The sequence below is a fragment of the Gramella sp. AN32 genome, assembly GCF_023718305.1.
In the GTDB taxonomy this organism is placed as follows: domain Bacteria; phylum Bacteroidota; class Bacteroidia; order Flavobacteriales; family Flavobacteriaceae; genus Christiangramia; species Christiangramia antarctica.
Genome location: NZ_QEYO01000006.1, coordinates 16799 through 35910 on the forward strand (window position 1 = coordinate 16799; position 19112 = coordinate 35910).

Annotated in this window: 16 protein-coding genes and 1 pseudogene; 1 reads left to right on the top strand and 16 read right to left on the bottom strand. The window is 36.8% G+C overall.

What is annotated here, in order from left to right; all coding sequences use genetic code 11:
- Positions 1-4 precede the first annotated feature (4 nt).
- On the bottom strand, positions 5-514 hold the full coding sequence (locus DHD80_RS08410) for an SRPBCC family protein (RefSeq protein ID WP_251740722.1): 510 nt from the start codon (positions 512-514) through the stop codon (positions 5-7).
- 291 nt (positions 515-805) lie between these two features.
- Here DHD80_RS08410 and DHD80_RS08415 point away from each other — a divergent pair, with 291 nt between their 5' ends.
- Positions 806-1648 (top strand): DUF2911 domain-containing protein, encoded by an 843-nt coding sequence (locus DHD80_RS08415; protein ID WP_251740723.1) that lies wholly within the window; start codon positions 806-808, stop codon positions 1646-1648.
- 43 nt (positions 1649-1691) lie between these two features.
- Here the strand turns inward: DHD80_RS08415 and DHD80_RS08420 are convergent, their stop codons facing one another.
- The 15 genes and pseudogenes from DHD80_RS08420 to DHD80_RS08490 all read right to left on the bottom strand — a co-directional run bounded on the left by DHD80_RS08420 (position 1692) and on the right by DHD80_RS08490 (position 18989).
- Positions 1692-1994: a hypothetical protein gene (locus DHD80_RS08420; protein WP_251740724.1), complete on the bottom strand. Its 303-nt coding sequence runs from the start codon at positions 1992-1994 to the stop codon at positions 1692-1694.
- Between the two features lie 27 nt (positions 1995-2021).
- Positions 2022-3566: a class I SAM-dependent DNA methyltransferase gene (locus DHD80_RS08425; RefSeq protein ID WP_251740725.1), complete on the bottom strand. Its 1545-nt coding sequence runs from the start codon at positions 3564-3566 to the stop codon at positions 2022-2024.
- 79 nt (positions 3567-3645) lie between these two features.
- The gene (locus DHD80_RS08430; RefSeq protein WP_251740726.1) at positions 3646-4737 is read right to left on the bottom strand and encodes a Fic/DOC family N-terminal domain-containing protein; all 1092 of its coding nucleotides are present in this window, start codon (positions 4735-4737) and stop codon (positions 3646-3648) included.
- 97 nt (positions 4738-4834) lie between these two features.
- Positions 4835-6280: a restriction endonuclease subunit S gene (locus tag DHD80_RS08435; RefSeq protein WP_251740727.1), complete on the bottom strand. Its 1446-nt coding sequence runs from the start codon at positions 6278-6280 to the stop codon at positions 4835-4837.
- The gene (locus tag DHD80_RS19995; RefSeq protein WP_347709966.1) at positions 6280-7908 is read right to left on the bottom strand and encodes a type I restriction-modification enzyme R subunit C-terminal domain-containing protein; all 1629 of its coding nucleotides are present in this window, start codon (positions 7906-7908) and stop codon (positions 6280-6282) included. Before DHD80_RS19995 ends, DHD80_RS08435 begins: the two co-directional genes overlap by 1 nt.
- A gap of 42 nt (positions 7909-7950) precedes the next feature.
- Positions 7951-9096 (bottom strand): annotated as a pseudogene (locus DHD80_RS08445) (DEAD/DEAH box helicase family protein); the annotation flags it as partial.
- 162 nt (positions 9097-9258) lie between these two features.
- A complete protein-coding gene (locus DHD80_RS08450) occupies positions 9259-10224 on the bottom strand; it encodes a Gfo/Idh/MocA family oxidoreductase (RefSeq protein ID WP_251740728.1) in 966 nt (321 codons plus the stop codon).
- Positions 10221-11927, bottom strand: a complete 1707-nt coding sequence (locus DHD80_RS08455) for a sodium:solute symporter (RefSeq protein WP_251740729.1) — start codon at positions 11925-11927, stop codon at positions 10221-10223. The genes DHD80_RS08450 and DHD80_RS08455 overlap by 4 nt, the downstream gene beginning before the upstream one ends.
- A gap of 111 nt (positions 11928-12038) precedes the next feature.
- The gene (locus DHD80_RS08460) at positions 12039-14528 is read right to left on the bottom strand and encodes a PIG-L family deacetylase (RefSeq protein ID WP_251740730.1); all 2490 of its coding nucleotides are present in this window, start codon (positions 14526-14528) and stop codon (positions 12039-12041) included.
- Positions 14529-14777: 249 nt separating this feature from the next.
- The gene (locus DHD80_RS08465; RefSeq protein WP_251740731.1) at positions 14778-15317 is read right to left on the bottom strand and encodes a mechanosensitive ion channel domain-containing protein; all 540 of its coding nucleotides are present in this window, start codon (positions 15315-15317) and stop codon (positions 14778-14780) included.
- Positions 15317-16168 carry a septum formation inhibitor Maf gene (locus tag DHD80_RS08470; protein ID WP_251740732.1) on the bottom strand — a complete coding sequence of 284 codons (852 nt, stop codon included), beginning with the start codon at positions 16166-16168 and terminating at the stop codon, positions 15317-15319. Before DHD80_RS08470 ends, DHD80_RS08465 begins: the two co-directional genes overlap by 1 nt.
- Before the next feature lie 53 nt (positions 16169-16221).
- The gene (locus DHD80_RS08475; RefSeq protein ID WP_251740733.1) at positions 16222-16812 is read right to left on the bottom strand and encodes a Maf-like protein; all 591 of its coding nucleotides are present in this window, start codon (positions 16810-16812) and stop codon (positions 16222-16224) included.
- Between the two features lies 1 nt (position 16813).
- Entirely contained in the window at positions 16814-17725 is a 912-nt protein-coding gene (locus DHD80_RS08480) for a geranylgeranylglycerol-phosphate geranylgeranyltransferase (RefSeq protein ID WP_251740734.1), read from the bottom strand.
- Between the two features lie 3 nt (positions 17726-17728).
- Complete coding sequence (locus DHD80_RS08485) at positions 17729-18244, bottom strand: HAD-IIIA family hydrolase (protein WP_251740735.1); 516 nt, start codon at positions 18242-18244, stop codon at positions 17729-17731.
- Positions 18228-18989, bottom strand: coding sequence for a Rossmann-like and DUF2520 domain-containing protein (locus DHD80_RS08490; protein ID WP_251740906.1), 762 nt, complete (start codon positions 18987-18989; stop codon positions 18228-18230). Before DHD80_RS08490 ends, DHD80_RS08485 begins: the two co-directional genes overlap by 17 nt.
- Positions 18990-19112: the final 123 nt, after the last annotated feature.

Below are 19112 nucleotides of genomic sequence, written 5' to 3' on the forward strand. Positions count from 1 at the left end.
AATTTTAATTTAAAATATCCTGTTTTAAAATTGCTTCAGGAGACTTATCTTCTTCATATTCTCCAAAAAGTTCAATCAATTTGTTCTTTCGATACTCAAAAATTTCCCGGAGTTTATTTTTAACGATTAAAGGATGGGCGATTCTTCCCAATATTCCGAAGGGTAATTTATAATCTATCACATCTTCCATTTCCACACCGCCGGGAATAGCCTTGATGAAATGTTTATGATGCCATAAGGCATAAGGCCCAAACCGCTGTTCATCTACAAAATATTCCCCTTCCTGAACATGCGTAATTTCAGTGACCCATTTAGTTTTTATGCCCACGACCGGCCTTACCACATATTGGATCATTTGTCCCGGAAACATGGGTCTTTCTGCTCCCGAAACAATTTCAAAACCCATATAATCTGGAGTAATAACTTTCAGATTTTTAGGATCTGATAAAAAATTCCAGGCTTTCTCTTTAGAAATGGGCAATTTTTGAATGCTTTTAAGCTGATAAAGCTTCATCGGTTTGATTTTCAGTAAAGATAAGGTTAGTTTTGTTTAATAAAAAATATAAACAGTTAAACAAAATTCAAAAGATTAAATCACCATCAAAGGTTTAAGACAATCAATTGCAGGTGTTTACCTCACCAGAACTGCGAAAAATCAGTTCCGACCTCTCCCAAGGAGAGGTAAGGTGGAAACCCCGAGGCAGAGCCGTCAGGAAATTATTTAGATCAATGAGGTAACTCTTAGTCAATCAATGAAAAAGAAGATTGTTCTGCTTATCTTTGGGAAAACAAAAAACTAAAATTCATGAAACAAGTAGCATTTTTAATAGTGGTATTCTTCGGTTTGCAGCTTAATGCACAAATTGAAGCACCACAACCAAGTCCGTTTGGTAAAATTGAACAAAAAGTTGGCCTTACCGATGTAAGTGTGGAATATTCCAGACCGGGAATGCGGGGGAGAACAATCTTTGGAGACCTGGTGCCTTATGGTAAAATATGGAGAACAGGGGCCAATGAGAATACCAAAATCAGTTTTAGCGATGATGTTAAGATTGATGGAAAAGATTTGAAAAAAGGAACTTATGCCATTTATACAATTCCGAAAGAAGGCTCATGGGAGATAATGTTTTATAGTGATACCAACAATTGGGGGAATCCGCAGGAATGGGATGAAAGCAAAGTTGCTTTAAAAACCACTGCCAAAACTATGGAAATGCCCATGGCTATGGAAACTTTTACCATTGTGATCGACGAATTAAAGAACGACGGTGGGCAGCTGAATTTTCTTTGGGAAAATACCATTGCCATGCTTCCATTCACGGTTCCCACCAATGAGAAAACACTGGCAAGTATCGAAAGAGTCATGAATGGACCATCTGCCAATGACTATTTTGCGGCAGCAAGTTATTATCACGATTCCAAACAGGATATGAACAAAGCTTATGAATGGGTGAGCAAAGCTGCTGAAATGGCCGGTGATGATGCTTTCTGGATTTTAAGAAGAAAGTCTTTGATCGAAGCTGAAATGGGTAAAAAAGATGCGGCTATTGCAACAGCAAAGAAATCGATGGCTTCCGCGGAAAAAGCTAAAAATGCCGATTATGTAAAAATGAATAAAGAGTCTATTGCAGAGTGGGAAGGCCAATAGAATTTTAATAACTACTTAAGAAGCCGCCTCGTGCGGCTTTTCTTTACGAATAGCTTAAGCCAATTTTCTTCTTCACTTTGTCGATAAGCCGAATTAAATTCAGGGATTTTTCAAAGCTCATAAGAGGACTTTCTTTTTTACCCTGCCGAAGCATTTCCGTGACATGTTTTACTTCAAAATAGTAAGCATTGGAAGGGATCTCAAATTCAAAATTTTCTTCATCTTCTGGTGTAAAAACCTTTACTGAAGTTGGTTCATGAAACCTGGAATCTACATGTATTTTTCCTTTTTCAACTATTGGCGAAGCGTTGGCTCGTGCGAATTGTAAACCTGCCTGGTGTACCACGCAGGTGTGGATGGCGCGTGCGTTGACTTATTCCGACTCTCCGTTCATAGTTTCCATTATTTCTCTAAAACTATTAAGTCCTGACTCAATATTTTCAATAATTTCTAATGCTAAAATGTCCGGATCTGGTAAATTATCCAAGTCAGTCAAACTTTTGTCTTTCAGCCAAAAAATATCCAAACTCGTTTTGTCTCTCGCTATTATTTCGTCATAAGTAAATTTTCTCCATCTTCCTTCTTCGTTTGCAGCCTGTCCTGAGCTTGTCGAAGCGCTCCACGTTTCTTTTCGCTTGCTAATATTCCTGCCATTGTAAAGTTCAATAAATTCTGAAAGATGTTCTTGACGCATTGGATTCTTCTTGGGCGTGTGATGCACATTTGTTCTGTAATCATAAAACCAAATATCTTTTGTCCATGCTTCTTTGCTCGCAGGTTTATTGTTGAAAAACAATACGTTTGCCTTAACTCCTTGTGCATAAAATATACCTGTGGGCAATCTTAAAATCGTATGCAGTTCCGCAGTTTTCATTAACTGTTTTCTTACTTCTTCACCTGCACCACCTTCAAACAAAATATTATCTGGAAGTACAACTGCTGCCTCCCCATTAATTTTTAGCTGAGTTTTTATATGTTGCAAGAAGTTTAATTGCTTGTTAGAGGTAGTTTCCCAGAAATCTTGTCTATTATAGCTTAAATCCTCTTTTACAATTTCACCTTGTTCATTGGTAAACGTCATACTACTTTTCTTTCCAAAAGGAGGATTAGCCAGCACATAATCATAGCGTTCGCCATCATCAGCAATTAAAGCATCATTCGGATTGATAAATGATTCCCCATCTATTTCGCCAATATTGTGCAAATACATATTCATTAAACACATCCTACGGGTATTGGCAACAATCTCATTCCCGTGAAATGTTTTATTTTTAAGAAATTCCTTTTCTTCTCGGTCTAAATTGTTGTTATCTACAATCCAATCATACGCTGCTAAAAAGAAGCCGCCAGTTCCACAAGCTGGGTCCACAATAGTTTTCATCGGTTTTGGCTGTACACAAGCCACCATTGTTTTTATTAATGCTCTCGGAGTAAAATATTGTCCTGCGCCACTTTTGGTATCTTCTGCATTTTTTTCAAGTAAACCTTCGTAGATTTTTCCTTTGATGTCTGCACCCATCATACTCCACTCTTCTTTGTCAATTAAATTTATAACCTTAAGCAATTTAGCAGGGTCTTGTATTTTATTTTGGCTCTTGGTAAAAATCTGTCCTAACGTCCCTTTTTCTGTGGAAAGTGTGCGCAATAACTGACTGTAAAAGGATTCTAATTCTGCACCACGCTTGCTAGAAAGGGTTTCCCAATTAGCAACTTCTCCATCGGAGATTTCCTTGCCTTCTACATCTTTTAATTTAGGAAATTTTAAACCTTTATTATAAGGAGGTTTATTAAGTTCATCTGCCATTTTTAAGAATAGCAAATAGGTAATTTGTTCTAAATAATCTCCGTAACCTACACCATCATCACGTAGTACATTGGCAAGGTTCCATATTTTGGATATAATTGATGAGTCTGTCATTTTTGTATTTATAACTTTTATTTTAAAAAATATGAGTCACAAATTAGTTTGTGACTCATTGATGAATAGAATACTGTTCTTATCCATTTACAATAGTTAGCAGCCTCTTAAATGCATAAATAGTGGGTCTTCTGCCTGCTCCAAGTTGCGCAATTTCAATGACCTTTTCTTTTACCAATATATCTAAAAGTCGAGTAACACTAGATTTTGGGATGCCCGAGTTTCTTGAAAAATAATTAGTAGAAAAAATAGGCTGAATGAAAATAGTATCTAAACAATGAATTGCATACTGGCTATGTGTGCTTTCTGTCACCTCTTTTTTTACTTGTTCATAAAGATTTATAATAGCTCTAGTCTTTTTAATATTTTGTTCTGCCTGCACAATAATTGCATTAAGAAAAAACCGGATCCAGTTAATCCAACTTCCACTATCTGTTATATCTTTTAAAGCATCATAATAGTCAGATCTATGACTTTCTAAATAATCACTCAAGTAGAAAACAGGTTCGTGAATAATGCGTTTATGATACAGAAATAATGGTATTAAAATTCTACCCATCCTACCGTTTCCATCTAAAAATGGATGAATTATTTCAAACTGGGCGTGCACAATTGCCAACTGTACAATCACATCTAACTCTTCGTGATGCATGTAGTGCTCCCAATCGCCCAAGGCCTCTTTCATCACTGGAACTGCTGGTGGAACAAACCTTGCGTTGTCTATCGCAGAACCTGGTGTCCCTATAAAATTTTGAATACGTCTAAAGTTGCCTGGATCTGCACTATTACCTCTAACATCGTGCATTAAAATTTCGTGCATCTTGCGAATAAGATTTAAAGTAAGTGGCTTAGTCTGCATTTGTTCACGGCCTTCGCGCAATGCGATACGATAGTTTATAACTTCATAAATATCTCCTTTTTTGTATTCTTCTACATCTTGGTCGCCTTCATACTCCAATACATCTTTTAAAGATGCCTGTGTCCCTTCGATTTTAGAGGATTGGACTGCTTCTTGGGTACGCAATGGTGCCAACAGCACATCTGGATTAATTACAGATTGTAACAAGCCATCATATCTGGCTATATAACGATTAGCTTTTCCCATAAGGTCTATAAGTTTAGACCAATCGATGTCATTTAATGGTAATTTATGAGGTTGATACGGTTTCATTTTGTGACTTATGTATGAGTAGCAATCTATTTTGTAAACCAAATATAACAAAATATGAGTTACAAATTAGTTTGTGATTAATTTGTGGGTTACAAGATTAAGGATGTTTTTCTGCTTTTATCCGCTCCAACAAAACACTGGCAGACTCGTAATCTTTATGTTGTTTGCATTGTTCAATTTCTTCTTCACTTAACAATTTCCCCTCAAAAGCTTTTTTAAGGATGCTCAGGCGGAGTGCTTGGGCTTTTTCTAAACTTTCTTCGATACTCTCCTCTACTTTATCACAAATCGATAAACGGCTTTCTATTTCTTGAACGATTTGGTGCTGTTCATCGATGCTACATAATGGAAAAGGAAGACTATTGCATTTAGTTTTATTTAAATATTGCACAGTAGTAGCAGTAGATGAACGTTCTAAATATGAAATATTAAATCTTATCAAATAAGCCAGATATTCAGGTAAATAGGTTTTTGAAGGTAAAAAAGCGTGTAATTGTTGATTAATCACTAACTCTTCCTCAACTACTGAACTAGTGCCAAGCATTCCAACACAAGTCATTATAACACTCTTAATTGGGATAATTCTAGCGTTATAATTCTGACATTCTTCTTTGGTTAATCCTTTTTCAATATTTCTATAATTGATTTTTATTGAGTTCAAATTTAAATCAGGTGTTGTAACCCAATGAATATTTCCGCTGAAAGATTTTGGTTTATCTCTATTTGGGACAATAGAACCAGTAATATTTCCAATTTTTTTATAAACCCAATTTTTAGGAATTGTAATTTCTGACTTTAATTCTTCAGTATTAATTTCAGGTAAATCTTTATATTTAGAAGGTTTCACAGGCATCTTACCAGTTTTATCACTTTTCTCCCAAAACTTAACAGCTTCTTTCCAATTAGCAACTTGCATTAGATAATGCTTTTGGCGTTCCTCTTTTATCTGTTCTAATAATTCATCAGCAGAAGGTAAGTTGGTTTGTTTCTCTCTCCATTCCTTGGTAAATTTTCCCTCAAAAGCCTTTTTTAAAACCGCTTGCCTATAAATAACCAATTGGTCTTGTGCTTTTTTAAGGTCTGCAATACCCCTATCTAAACTGCTAAAAAGTTCTTCTATTTTTTTGACAATGGCTTTTTGTTCTGGAACAGAAACTAGTGGGAAATTTTCCTTTTCAATATATTGGTAGTGTCTAGCATAGCCTTTGTCTTTTATCTTAAAGACTAGAACTTCAGTTATATAATATAAATAGGAAGGTGAAACATATGTTTTAGGTTGTAAAACCTTAGTTCCATCCGCTCCAGGTACAAAAGGAAATTTTATTAGTTTAACGTTTTTCGTATGGTCGCCAAATATAATGACTGGCAATTCACAATTTAGAATTCTATTTTTATCGTTTGTATATCCACCTATTATATATTGGCCTTGGTCAATAACAGGAATTTCTCCTATTTGTAAATATTCTTTCTGTTTTAATTTTTGTTTAGTAGTTGAAATTTTAAAAACAGCATCTTTATAATTTATTTCACAATATTCTTTCATTATGCTGCTAATACTTCATTCAATTCGTTAATAATCTCGTTCATTTGGTCTCCAAATAATTGATGCATTCTTCCTTTACCACCTTTGGCATCAAAAGGGGTGTAATCTAAATCATCAATTTCTATATGGTAACTGCTCACTACGTGGTCTTTTATCATTCTAAGCCAATCCAATTGTTCTTGCGTAAAGCGATTGTGTTGCCCGGTATGCTGTTTAAAAATCCATTTATTAAAGTTAGCTTCAATAGTACTGTCATAAGGCTTTAATTCTTTATCTATACCACAGGCTCTTCTAATTAGAGACACTAAAATAGTTAATTGGTCTTTGGGTTTATGAGACCCTTCGACTGCGCTCAGGGTGACATAGGCATCCCAAACATAGTCTGGAGCTAACAATGGTTTTTTCAATTGCAATTTTTCCATCACCTCTTGGATCATTTTAAAGGTGATGTTTCTTCGATTGTAAGGCTGGTCATAAAAAATGCTTAATGCTTTTATCTCGTCTTTGTTTGCTTCTAAATATTCGGTAAAATCTTTTATAATTTCTGTTGCTTTATCTATAGAAGTGGTATCCCATTCGCTTTTAATAATAGTATCTATGTTTATGCTGTCCATAATTTGTTCATGTTGTTTCCGAACGTTTTCAACATAGTTGTTTAATTCCTCGTTAAAGGTCTTGCTCGCATCTAAAATCAATTGTTCTTGGGCTTGCTTTTTAGCGTTTTCTATTAAAACAGGAGTTTGGTCTTCTATAGGAATTTTGTCAATCTCAATTTGAGCTTTAGAATCTATAGCATCATGATCGAAAGCTGTAATTAACTCTTTGGTAATTTGCTTTAGGTTTTTACCACCAGAAAACTCCATTAACTTATCTTTTTCCTTTTCTGTAATTTGCTTTTCTAATCGAATTAATCGGTTTGCTAGAGACAAAAACAAATCTTCATCTGCAACTCCCATTGTTACTGCTCCCAATAAATCTTTCATAGGGACAGAAGGTTTTCGCTCTAAAGGCCTACTATCTGTCTTTTTAGATTTGGTTGCACCCACAGCATCAACTATCACAAAATGTGTTTTGCTTTTTGCTGTTTTTGTAACTAGTTGTAAGGAATCGCTATTGATAGTCCGTGTTCCACGACCTTTCATCTGTTCAAAATAGTTGATGCTTTTTACATCACGCATAAACAACAAAACCTCTAAAGGTTTTACATCTGTTCCCGTGGCAATCATATCTACAGTAACTGCAATACGAGGATAATAAGAATTTCTAAAACGGTTCAGTACCGATTTTGGGTCTTCCTCAATTTTGTAGGTTACCTTTTTGCAAAAGTCGTTGCCTTCGTCAAATTCTTCTCTGATGATTTTTATAATATCATCTGCGTGACTGTCGGTTTTTGCAAAGACCAATGTTTTAGGCACTTCGTAATCACCGTTTTCATCTACTCGTTTTGGGAAAATAGTTGTTTTTAAAGCCTTCTTATATTCTCGAAAAATATTTCTAATCTGGCTAGGATTTACAACTTTCTTATCTAAATCGTTACGCTTATAATCTGTGTCTTCATCTTCCTGTTGCCAGCGTTTTGCCCTTGTAAGCTTATCTCGTCTATCCACCAACCAACCAGATTCTATCATTGCGCCATTTTGTGAAATATCGGTCTCAATTGTGTACACATCATAAGGCACATTCACCCCATCTGTTACCGATTCTTCATAGGTATATTGACTAACCACGTTTTCATTGAAAAAACCGAAAGTTCTTTTATCTGGGGTTGCAGTTAAACCAATAAGGAAAGCATCAAAATAATCCAGTACTTGCTTCCATAAATTATAAATAGAACGGTGAGCTTCATCTACTACAATAAAATCAAATTGTTCTATGGGCACTTTTGGCGTGTACTCCACGGGAACAGCTTTATTTTTAGAGATTTTATTCTGTAGCCACGAATTCTCGTTGGGATTCTCGAGCTCCGCACTTTCGTCTAAATCTTCTCCTTTTAAAATAGAGTAGAGGCGTTGTATTGTTGAAATACAAACCTAGCTGTCTGAAGCAATGTAGCTTGATGATAACCGCTGCACATTATATAATTCTGTGAATTTCCGATTATCGTCATTGGGCTGAAAGGTCATAAATTCCTGTTCTGCCTGCTCGCCAAGGTTCTTGGTGTCCACCAAAAACAAAATACGTTTTGCGTCCGCGTGTTTTAGCAATCGATATACAAATGTTGCTGCGGTAAATGTTTTACCGGCACCAGTTGCCATTTGAATTAAGGCTTTCGGTCTGTTCTTTTTGAAAGAATGTTCTAGATTATTTACTGCTACAATTTGAGCCGGACGAAGCCCTGTAATATCTAAAGCAGGTATTGTCAACAATCTTTCCCGAATACTTTTTCCCTTTTTTAACCATTCAGCAATCGTTTCCGGTTTATGAAAACTAAAAACATTTCTACCTCTTGGTTTAGGATCTCGATAATCTGTAAATCTTGTTATTGTTCCTGTGCTTTCATAAACGAAAGGCAGAGGGTCGTTATTTAAGTATTTTAATTTTGCGTTAGCATAATTAGTGGACTGATCTTCAACAACCGTAAGCCTATGCCCTTCATCCTCGCGTTTGGCTTCTATAATCCCGACAGGTTTTCGATCTACAAATAACACATAATCGGCTGGGCCAACATCTGTTTGGTATTCACGTACTGCAATTCCTTTGTTTGCAGATAAATCAATTCTGTTTTTCGACTGAACTACCCATCCAGCTTCTCGTAGCATTGCGTCTATCTTATCACGAGCTATTTGTTCAGGATTTTGGTTACTATTTACAGTCATTCACTGGTTTAATTTTTATTCAGTTCACAAAGTACTTATTTTTTTGGCTAACTGATGTCCAGCGTTGGGAAGAAACAGCTCGTTGGATTTTTGAGTTTTGGCTTGTCTGTCATTTTAAATATTTTATAGAAATACTGAAAGCGCCTCTCCTTGCGGCTTTTTTTATGAATAGCTTAAACCGATCTTACTTTTTACCTCGTCGATAAGGCTGATTAAATTCAGGGATTTTTCAAAACTCATAAGAGGACTTTCTTTTTTGCCCTGCTGAAGCATTTCCGTAACATGTTTTGCTTCAAAATAGTAACCATTGGAAGGAATCTCAAATTCAAAATTTTTTTCATCTTCTGGCGTAAAAACCTTTACTGAAGTTGGTTCATGAAACCTGGAATCTAAATGTATTTTTCCCTTCTCCAGGGTAATTTCAGCAGTTGTTGGCGTTTCCTGCTGAATAGTGGAGAAGAGTGAAGCTTTTACGTTATGCGGATATTGGAACTCCATGATACATTCTGAATCTACATTTGTTTCAGTAAATTTTGCATCAGCTACAATTTCATCGGGCATTCCTAATAGTTCCAAAGCTAAAAAAATAGGATAAATCCCTATATCCAATAAACTTCCTCCACCCAGGGATTTGTTGAACAATCGGCTTTCCGGGTCAAACTCTTTAAAAAAACCAAAATCAGCTTCTAAAGATTTAATTTTTCCCAATTCTCCGGAAGTTATTTTGTGCTTTACAAATTCAAAATGTGGTAAAAACTGTGTCCATAGGGCTTCCATTAAAAAGAGATTTTTCTCCTTTGCAAGCTTTATCATTTCCTCTACTTCAGCAGCATTGATCCCCATCGGTTTTTCACAAAGCACGGCTTTTCCATTTTGTAGGCATTGGATAGTTTGCCGGTGATGGAAAACATGGGGGGTTGCAATATAAATAACATCAACATCTGGATCCTGCATCAATTCCTCATAATTCCCATAGGACTTTTCCGCATTAAATTCCGAAGAAAATATTTTAGCTTTTTCTACTTCCCTGCTGGCGACGGCATAGAGTTTTGCTCCTTTTACATCTTTTAACCCGGTGGCAAACTTATGCGCGATTTTTCCCGGTCCTAATATTCCCCAGTTTATCATGTTGTAGTTAGTTTATTATCTGAATTATTATGAAATATCTGGAAGATGAAAGCAATTCCAATTACCAGTCCGCAGCCCAATAAGTTCAACCATAGATAAGGCATTAAATCTAACTTGAAGACAATGATCACAATCACCTGCGTAATAATCGCGGCGATGAATACGGCATTACTTCGAACAGATTTTATAAAAAATGCCAAAAGAAAAATTCCCAGAACATTTCCGTAGAAAATACTTCCAATGATATTCACCAGCTGAATTAAATTATCAAAAAGATCAGCGAGGCTGGCGAAAATAACTGCGATAATCCCCCACATTAGGGTGAACCATTTAGTCGCCAGTAAATAATGACGCTCAGATCTTTCCCCTTTTACATTTCGCTTGTATAGATCGATAGTGGTGGTAGAGGCCAGGGAATTTAATTCTGAAGCGGAAGATGACATGGCCGCACTTAAAATCACCGCAAGCAATAAACCTATAAAACCGCGGGGTAAATTATTCAGAATAAAATGGATGAAAACGTAGTCTTTATCATTGCTTTCAGCATCTTCACCGGAAGCGTCGATAAACTCGCGGGCATGTTTCCTAATTTTCTTTTCTTGCTGGTCCAGTCGCAAATATTCACTTTCAAAATAGGCAATATCTTCCTTGTTCATGGAAGATTTATTTTCAGCATAATTAAGACTCAACTGCTGTTTTTCCTCCTGAATGTCTTTATGATCCACAACAAGATCTTCGTACTGGTTGGCATATTCAGAATTCATGACCGTCTCGGTCGCCGCAGGATTAAAGTTAAGCGGGGAAGTATTGAATTGGTAGAATACAAAGACCATTACTCCAACCAACAGAATAAAGAATTGCAGCGGGACTTTTAACAAACCGTTAAAGATCAAGCCTAACTGACTTTCCCTTACCGAACTTCCCGTGAGATAACGCTGTACCTGGCTTTGATCTGTCCCAAAATAGGAGAGGGCCAGAAAAGTACCGCCAATGAGTCCGCTCCAGATCGTGTATCGATTTTCCAGATCAAAAGAATAATTCAAAATATCCATTTTGCCTGAAGCACCGGCGATTTCCAGCGCATTTGTAAACGTAACGGCTTCCGGCAAATAGCTTACAATAATAAAAAATGCCACGATCATCCCGGTAAGGATCACGGCCATTTGTTGCCTGTGGGTCACACTTACCGCTTTGGTTCCCCCGGAAACGGTGTAAATGATCACCAATGCTCCAATAATAATGGTAAGATAAGTTAGGTTCCAACCCAAAACTGCCGATAAAACAATAGCTGGAGCAAAAATGGTAATTCCCGCAGAAAGCCCGCGTTGCACAAGAAATAATAAAGCGGTTAAAATTCTTGTTTTTTTATCGAACCGTGTTTCTAAATATTCGTAGGCGGTGTAAACTTTTAATCGGTGATAAATGGGAATAAAAACAATACAAATGATCACCATTGCTATAGGAAGTCCGAAATAGAATTGTACAAATCCCATCCCGTCATGATAAGCCTGCCCCGGCGTAGATAAGAAAGTGATGGCGCTTGCCTGGGTTGCCATAACAGATAATCCTACCGTCCACCATCGAGCATCTTTTCCGCCACCAATATAATCGCGTACATTTTTACTTCCCCTGGATTTATACACCCCATACCACACTATAAAAGTAATAGTTCCAATAAGTACAATCCAGTCTATTAATTGCATATTAGGTGAAATGGTTCATGATGAAATAAAAGATGATGATATAGAGCAGATTGGCGATGAGCACCACCGTATAACTTCTTTTCCAGTAATATTTTTCCTTGTGCTCTTCCATTATTTTCCTATTGAAAGCATGTTGGCAAAAAGTCTAAAAGCTCCGGGAACTGCTTCAGGAAACTGTCTAAAAAAGCTAATTCCCGTATAGATAAAATATCCTTCTCCATAAGGGGCAACTAATAAACTTCCATTCCTTACCGGTTCATCCTTGTCGTGCATACTTAAGATAGGTGTAAATTCTTGAGACCATGAATCGGGAAAATATAAGCCTCTTTCCTGCACCCAGCCTTTAAAATCTTTCTGGGTCAATTTATTCGGAATATTTAATATGGGATGTTCAGGAGCGAGAAAAGTAACTTTTGCGTCTTCCTCTGTAACCCTGTCCCTTGATAGGTTTAAACTGAAAGGGGCCAGCTCATTTGTTACTAATCCCCGGTTGGTATTATACTGAATAATAAGTGTGCCTCCCTGTTTGGTATATTCTAAAAGTATAGATTGTTTATATTGAAGTTCGTCTACAACATTATAAGCGCGAATTCCCATCACCACCGCATCAAATTTTTTCAATTGCTGCAGGCTAATGGAGGAAGGTTGAATTTTAGTTACCTTATAACCAATTTGCTCAAGGCTTTCCGGAACAACGTCACCAGCGCCTTCAATATAACCTATATTTTGTCCTTTTTTAGTAATGTTTAGTTTTACTAAATTTAGTTTAGCCGGGGTGATCAGGTTTTGATTGGGAATATGATCGTAGTTTATTTCTGAAACTGATGAGGAATATGTTTTCCCATTCACTTCAGCTTCCGCTAAAAGATCAGTTTGATTTTGATCTTTTGGCGGAGTTACTTTAAATTTTAATGCCATGCTGCCTCCAGCCTGGGCAATCGAAAATTCCTGACTGATAGGTGCTATGTTCCACCCGGTTTTAGCCTTGAGTTTTAAATTGCCTTTAGTATTTGCCTGATTTGATGTTAAATTGACCAAAATTTCTTTTGCATCCCCATTACTGAATATAAGCAGATCTTCATTGAAACTAATAGCCAGGGATGGGACAATGTTAAAGGACTGGTAGGTTTCGCCAAAAACATTATCATTAAATTTATACACGATTAGTTTCTCAAATGATATGGGAATTCTGTTAATAGTCACCCTGAAAATTGCATTAGTGGCAGAAGGATTCTCTGGCTGGCCAATCAATTTTTGATCTTTTACGGCATACATCCCCGTTGTTCCCGGTTCATTGAGCCAATATGGGTTCGTATAACTAATTTCTTCGGGAATAGGGTAATTTAAATTTTCATTAAAATCCTCATTGAATTTGAGAGTTTTATTCGGTTTCAAATTTGCGTTTCCGGGCTGGATATTTATTTCATTTAAAATGATATTTTGATCACTTCTATTAATCGCCTCCAGTCTTACCTGCACATTTTCGCCTGGATTTACGGAAGAACTTTCCGCAGCTGCTTCAAAATAAAGGCCGGCGGCAGCGTAGATAATATCTTTAATCTCCTGAGTCTTAATTTCTTTCCAGTGCCCATTCTTCAGCTTCTGAATTTGCTGATAAGCTTTTAATAACTCCGGAATACTTTTCTGAGGATCGCTATAATCATAAGTATCCTGAACCGATTTTAGTATTTTTCCAATTTCCTCGCCTCCTTCAATTCGTGACCAGCTCGTATTAATACCCGCAAAAATATCTCCTTCAGCTGAAGGCATTTCGCCTTTTAGCAATTCCAAATATTCCATTTGCGTTCCACGACTTCCTGAAGAACCAAATCCCTGTGATTTGTGCTTACTTCTACTTAAAGCAGCAATTTCAGGATTGGAAAGTCCTTTTTGGGGGAAATAAGTTCCCGTATCGAAACTCAACATTTTAGATTTATCGGCCTTCTCAAATTCTTCATCACCTCCATAAAACCATGGAGAGGTATTGAAAAATAACCTTTTTGGCTGGTAGGCATCCACAAATTTTAATTGCTCAGGATAGGCATTTTTATCATTTACCAGATCAAAAGCTTCCACACTTAAAATTGCTGAAGAAGTATGATGGCCATGTGTACTGCCAGGAGTTCTGTGATCAAACCTATTTATAATAACATCTGGTTGAAATTTCCTGATCACCCAAACCACGTCACTCAAAACTTCGTCTTTATTCCAGATCTCCAGTGTTTCTGAAGGTGTCTTGGAATAACCAAAATCATTCGCCCGGGTAAAAAACTGTTGCCCTCCATCAATTCTTCTTGCGGCCAGGAGTTCCTGGGTTCTTATCACCCCTAATTTTTCACGAAGTTCAGGGCCAATCAAATTTTGTCCTCCATCGCCACGGGTTAGCGACAAATAAGCGGCTCGGGCATTTTCTTTATTCGAAAAATAGGAGATAAGCCGGGTGTTTTCATCATCGGGATGTGCCGCGATATAGAGCACAGAGCCAAGAAAATTCAGTTTTTCAATGTGCTCATATATTTGCGAAGAAGTCCATTTTTCAGGAGCCTGGGCGTTTAGGTTTAATAGACAGAAAAAAAAGGCTGCAAAAATTAATTTTCGCATAAGTAGTTGAGGTTTTGATCGTCCGTAAAATTTCATAAAGTAATAAAGTGCGTCATTCTGAATTTATTTCAGAATCTTCTAAAATTATAAATGTTTATAATAATTGAAATCCTGAAATCGAAGATTCGACGGAGTCAAATACATTCAGGGTGATGCGATAAACATTTTGATAAAAAACGGATATACATATTGAGTTTTATCAAATATAAAAACTTTAGAAGTCTAGGGGATACTAAATTGGAACTTCTTTTACAGGCCGTCTTTATCATCGCTGGTAAGCTCATCCTTGGTTACCAGGGTAACTGCTTTCTGCAATATCAAATTATTGGGATAAGTCACCAATTCCCCTTCAGGATTTCGTAAGTGCAAATGGAAAGCTTTCACGTCTTCAATCATGCCTTCAAAAGGAAAATCTTTATCGTGAATACGTATGGTATCGCCAATCTTATAAGGGAACGAAAAAAACAGGATCACGCCGGAAGTGATATTGCTTAAAATAGACCAGATGGCAAACAGGGCAACGCCAATTACGGCAAAGGTAGAAGAGAAAACCAGGGCAAGATCTGTTAAGCCTACTCCCCAGGCGAAAGCAAGTAAAAATATGGAAATTAAGATGATAAGAATATTGATGTATTTAAACATCAGCCGGGTCCTGTTCAAATTTATCCCCCCCTTTTCACCAACGCGGTGAGCAGCTTTTTTCAATATAAACTGGATGACAGAAATAAAAATAATAATGATCGCCGTGTAGATGAGCTCGCGCGTATGAATAAGAAGAAGGTCGTACATTATTTTAATTTCAATTGATCGCGTAAAGATATGTCAATCTTTGCATTTTTGTTCCAGTAATCGATTTTCAACCTGGCTTTTTTTACGCCTGTACTGGTCATCATTTTGGCATTTTCTCCAAATCCCGACTCGTAAGATTCTTCCCATTTTTCAATAGTAAACGGAAAATAAGGCCGGTAAAAAATTTTCAGTTTTCGTTTAATTTCTGAATATTCTACCTGATAAATATTGAGGGAATCTTCGGAATAATATTCTCCAAATGCATCATAGGCCTGAACAGGGATATGCTTTAACCGAAGGAACTCGAAGGCAGGGATCATTTTAAAATCGCCAACCGGAAGACTATCTGCAGCAATACGCAATTTTAACCAGAGATCATTTTCAAGATGTGCCTTTGGTACCGTAAAATCCTGATCGGCTTCGCCCTCAAAATAGGAGTGGCTGCTAATCTTGTAGTTACTGCGGTTATTGAGCTGCATATAAACCTGTCCGCACCACTCCTGAATCGATGTAGAAATCTTAATTGCATTTTCTTCACCATTCAGAGGAAAAAAATCGCTTTGCATAATGCTGTACGGATAAATTCCTGTAACGAAATTTTTCGTTGCATTGAGCTTTAAAACTGGAATGTTCGAAGCAGAACCTGAATTTGCCTTTACCTGTTCTTCAGCTAAAAAATCTTCGGTTACAAAGATCATCACCGTTTCACCCTCACGGTTTTCCCCATACCGGCTTTGCTGAAGATCGTATGAAGTTATTTCAGCTTCACCTGAAAACCAATAATCTTTAAACTCCTCAGTAAGTTTAAAATCCTTGGGAATTTCTTCTGAATCTTTACAGCTAAAAAGCATGAAAATCAAAAAAAAATTGATCCAGATCTTCATTTTTCTTTTAAAGATAACAATCAATTTTGTAACAAATCCTTTAAAGTGAAGTAAACAAGATGAGTGGGAAGTCCCACCACGTTATTGTAACTTCCTTCAATCTTTTCAATTCCAATCAAACCAATCCATTCCTGGATGGCATAGCCACCCGCCTTATCATAAGGCTCAAAGTTTTTTACATAATATTGAATTTCTTCTTCGGAAATATTTTTGAAATAAACCTTTGTCGTATGGTTTAAGGTTTTTTGCAAATCTGAAGTTGTAAAAGTCACCGAGGAGATCACATCATGGGATTTCCCGCTTAGTTTCCTGAGCATGGTACAGGCATCTTCAAAATCTTTCGGTTTTCCCATGGCGAGATTGTCTAAATACACGATGGTGTCACTGGTGATCAGAATTTGATTTTGTTTCAGACTATCCTGAAAAGCTTCAGCCTTTAGTTCGGCTAAAAAATCAGTGATCTCTTCCGCTTTTAAGTGATCAGGAAAAATTTCTTCTACGGGGTTTAAGGTTATAGTAAAAGGGATGTCAAGATCTTTAAAGAATTTTTGTCTTCTTGGGGATCCGGAAGCCAGAATAATTTCGTGATCTTTTAAAATTTCTTTCAGCATATTATAAATGGATAAATTGGAGCAAACCTATAGAAAGCAGGCCAAAGAATAGGACAGATTTGAGTACCAGGCTTAATCTTGAATATTGCTTTTTCTTTTTTGCCTCCCAAATATTGATTTCAAAATAGAGTAGGGGTGCAAGCAGTAATAAAAGGGCGTAAATCACGGCTCCTGTGGTTTCAAAGAGATATGTATAAATGTAATAGACCAAAAAACCAACTGGAATCAATCCCAGGGCGAAAACTACCTTATTGGTTCTTGATTTTCCCAAGACTATGGGGAGTGTTTTGTAACCGGCATTATAATCACCATCAACGTCTTCCGCATCTTTTACAATCTCCCGGATAAAATTTATCAGAAATGCGAAAAGGGAATAATCGAGCAAAATACTGAAGATGACCGATTGTGATTGCTGATTTTCCGGAGTGATTGCCGGGTATAGATCATAAAGCCCAACTCCAACCGGAATTAATCCTACAATAACACTCACTAAAATATTCCCCGCCAAAATAGTTTCCTGGAGTTGTGAATTATAGATATACAAAATTGCCGAACCAAAAATAAAAAATGCTGAAAAACCCGGCTGACCGATCATATTGGAAAGGTAGAACCCAAGCCCCACGCCAATAATATTCAGCATAATAAAAATAGTGTAAGCTGTTTTCTCCGGGATATGTTGGCGAACAAGGGTTTTTTCGGGTTTATTATCAAGATCTGCCTGGTAGTCGTAAATATCATTGATTACATAACCTGAAGCGGCAACACACACCACTGCAAGAACCAAGAGCGTAAATCCTAAAAAATCGAGGCTAACATCCACACCAAACGGATGAAAAAGTCCGTATTTTACCAGGTACATGGTGGTAGCGATAAAGGCCAGGTTGCCAGCACGTATTAGTTTTAAATAATGCATCCTTTAGGAATTAACCTCCATCCATTTTCCCTGTACTTTCATTACCTGCTCAATCACATCACGAACACACCCCTGGCCTCCTTTTTTATGAGAGATGTAAAGGGAAATATCTTTCACTTCTGGAACAGCGTCCTGGGGGCAACAGGGTAGCCCCACCAGTTTCATTGGGTAATAATCTGGAATATCGTCACCCATATATAAAACCTCTTCAGGAGTTATGTTATAAATATCGAAGAATTCATCCAGTTTCTCCACTTTATCATCAACCCCAAGATAAATATCATTTATTCCAAGATCCCTCAATCTTTTGCGCACGCCTTCATTTTTACCACCGCTGATAATGCAAACCGTGTAACCGGCATTTTTGGCCTTTTTCATCGCATAACCATCTTTGGTGTTCATCGTTCTTAAAAGTTCGCCATGCGTACTAATTTGGATATTACCATCGGTAAGCACCCCATCTACATCAAAAATAAAAGTGGATATATTATTTAAATGTTCTTTATAACTCTTTTCCATGTATTTTTTGAATAGATGCGGTTAACAGTTTATATATTTTTTTGTGTTCTTCATTGAGCATTTCCATGTGGGCCATGATGGTTTTTTTATCATTTCTTATGGCAGGTCCTGTTTGTGCGGAATAGGGCGGAAGCGTATCCAGTTTTGAGACTGTTTCCTTCATTAAAGGTTTTAAAATATCAAAGGGAATTCCATTTTCACTGCAAAAATCTGAAGCAATCGTGTAAAGGTGATTGGTGAAATTATTCACAAAAACCGCGGCGAGATGTAACGCTCTTCTTTTTTCAGAATCAACTTCAAAAACTTTTTCGCTCACAAGGCTGGCAAAATCTTTCAATTTTTGCAAATTTTCTTCAGAATTTGCTTCAATACAAATGGGAATATTTCTGAAATCGATTCGTTTATCTTTAGAAAATGTTTGCAAAGGATAGAAAACTCCATGATTCTCAAATTCTGAAAGAACCTTCAATTCATTCCCGCCGGAACAATGCACAAAAAAGCCATTTTTTATGGATAATTTCTGGGCAACTTCTACAATCGCCTCATCTTTTACCGCAAGAAAAATAATATCTGGATCGCCTAACTCTTCAAGTGAATGGGATTTTAATTCGTTTTCCTGAACAAAACTAAGACGGCCCGCCTTTCTGCTAAAGATTTTTTCCAGCTGTATTTCATCATTATGAATGAAAGTTCTATAAAGGTGAGAGGCCAAATTTCCTGCCCCAATAATGCTCACTCGAATCATTTGGCTAAAATACCAAAAAAACATCTGAATAAAATTAACATATATCCATGAATATTGAGTTCGATCCAACCTGTTAAAACGATTATATATACTTAAATTTGCACCCGTTTAAAAGATCTATTT

Excerpts from the sequence above, each read along its gene's own strand:
- DHD80_RS19995 (WP_347709966.1), bottom strand. The coding sequence starts at position 7,908 with ATGATAGAATCTGGTTGGTTGGTGGATAGACGAGATAAGCTTACAAGG.
- DHD80_RS08455 (WP_251740729.1), bottom strand. The coding sequence starts at position 11,927 with ATGCAATTAATAGACTGGATTGTACTTATTGGAACTATTACTTTTATA.
- DHD80_RS08470 (WP_251740732.1), bottom strand. The coding sequence starts at position 16,168 with ATGCTTTTTAGCTGTAAAGATTCAGAAGAAATTCCCAAGGATTTTAAA.
- DHD80_RS08435 (WP_251740727.1), bottom strand. The coding sequence starts at position 6,280 with ATGAAAGAATATTGTGAAATAAATTATAAAGATGCTGTTTTTAAAATT.
- DHD80_RS08460 (WP_251740730.1), bottom strand. The coding sequence starts at position 14,528 with ATGCGAAAATTAATTTTTGCAGCCTTTTTTTTCTGTCTATTAAACCTA.
- DHD80_RS08410 (WP_251740722.1), bottom strand. The coding sequence starts at position 514 with ATGAAGCTTTATCAGCTTAAAAGCATTCAAAAATTGCCCATTTCTAAA.
- DHD80_RS08480 (WP_251740734.1), bottom strand. The coding sequence starts at position 17,725 with ATGCATTATTTAAAACTAATACGTGCTGGCAACCTGGCCTTTATCGCT.
- DHD80_RS08485 (WP_251740735.1), bottom strand. The coding sequence starts at position 18,244 with ATGGAAAAGAGTTATAAAGAACATTTAAATAATATATCCACTTTTATT.
- DHD80_RS08490 (WP_251740906.1), bottom strand. The coding sequence starts at position 18,989 with ATGATTCGAGTGAGCATTATTGGGGCAGGAAATTTGGCCTCTCACCTT.
- DHD80_RS08450 (WP_251740728.1), bottom strand. The coding sequence starts at position 10,224 with ATGATAAACTGGGGAATATTAGGACCGGGAAAAATCGCGCATAAGTTT.
- DHD80_RS08415 (WP_251740723.1), top strand. The coding sequence starts at position 806 with ATGAAACAAGTAGCATTTTTAATAGTGGTATTCTTCGGTTTGCAGCTT.
- DHD80_RS08475 (WP_251740733.1), bottom strand. The coding sequence starts at position 16,812 with ATGCTGAAAGAAATTTTAAAAGATCACGAAATTATTCTGGCTTCCGGA.
- DHD80_RS08430 (WP_251740726.1), bottom strand. The coding sequence starts at position 4,737 with ATGAAACCGTATCAACCTCATAAATTACCATTAAATGACATCGATTGG.
- DHD80_RS08465 (WP_251740731.1), bottom strand. The coding sequence starts at position 15,317 with ATGTACGACCTTCTTCTTATTCATACGCGCGAGCTCATCTACACGGCG.
- DHD80_RS08425 (WP_251740725.1), bottom strand. The coding sequence starts at position 3,566 with ATGACAGACTCATCAATTATATCCAAAATATGGAACCTTGCCAATGTA.